Origin of the sequence: Sphingobacterium bovistauri, from assembly GCF_020295405.1 — a bacterium.
Classification (GTDB): Bacteria; Bacteroidota; Bacteroidia; order Sphingobacteriales; family Sphingobacteriaceae; genus Sphingobacterium; species Sphingobacterium bovistauri.
The window spans coordinates 1-956 of the sequence record NZ_JADEYP010000071.1 but is presented as its reverse complement, the minus strand read 5'-3'; the positions used below and the strand labels follow the sequence as shown (position 1 = coordinate 956).

2 protein-coding genes and 1 tRNA gene are annotated in these 956 nt (G+C 37.1%); all 3 read right to left on the bottom strand.

Annotation, left to right across the window (positions count from 1 at the left end; all coding sequences use genetic code 11):
* Positions 1-33: 33 nt before the first annotated feature.
* On the bottom strand, positions 34-387 hold the full coding sequence (locus IPZ78_RS17210; protein WP_225552058.1) for an ISAon1 family transposase N-terminal region protein: 354 nt from the start codon (positions 385-387) through the stop codon (positions 34-36).
* A 160-nt stretch (positions 388-547) separates the two neighbouring features.
* A tRNA-Leu gene (locus tag IPZ78_RS17205) sits at positions 548-629 on the bottom strand.
* Positions 630-798: 169 nt separating this feature from the next.
* On the bottom strand, positions 799-951 hold the full coding sequence (locus IPZ78_RS17200; RefSeq protein ID WP_262903833.1) for an IS3 family transposase: 153 nt from the start codon (positions 949-951) through the stop codon (positions 799-801).
* Between the last annotated feature and the right edge of the window lie 5 nt (positions 952-956).

Sequence of the window (956 nt, the reverse complement as noted above, 5' to 3'; positions counted from 1 at the left end):
AACAGACCTACCAATTGAGCGCTTACAGGATGATTATCCAAATATCTTCTTTAAAAAAAGCCCGAATTCCGTTGTCATTCGAGTACCCTCACGCACCAGGTTCCAATCTCTTGTGACGATCTCTCCGGTATCCAGTACCGTCCAGCGACGACGGCGGATATGTAGCGTAACTTTCTGACCTCGAATGGGAAAGTCTGAAATTTCAGTGGAAGGCATAAACCCCTTTGACTCCAACTTGCTGTTCTCATAACTTGTCGGAGCAATATTAAGCTCATCTAAATAAATATGGAGTTGATTGTCAACTTGATCGACTTCTAAAATCTGAAAATATTCCAAAAGCCCTTCGGGCATCAATAAGGATAGTAATTTACGTTCGGCTTCTTGCAAGGGATATCTGTATTAAGGATACTAAACTAAGAAATTTTTAACACTCCCCCCAAGAATTCAGATTGATCCCCAAAAATTTGCTGCTATTTGATTTTTAATTCAACTGTAATATGCAGAATCTGGAATTAAAAAAAGCCTTGAGAATTTCTCAAGGCTTTTGTACCCAGCGCCGGAGTCGAACCGGCACATCCGAAGATATTGGTGTTTGAGACCAACGCGTCTACCAATTCCGCCAGCTGGGCAAGCTGTTTTTGTTGTTCGACACTGCAAATATACAGTTAAAACTTACATTGCAAAAGGTTTTTTAAGCACTTTCTATAAAGTGCTTGATAATGAGTGAAAAAAATAATTTCTCTTCTAAAATAAGAAAAGCCAGCAATAATTGGACTGACCCCCAAAAGTTGGACGACTTTATACAATGTTTTTGATATAATGAGCTCGGTATTCCACCGGGCTCATTCCATTTAAATTAATTCGTATTCTTTCGTTATTATAATACTTTATATATTCTCTAATATCTTTAGCTAACTCAAAAATAGAAGTATATTTTTTTAGATAAAACAATTCTG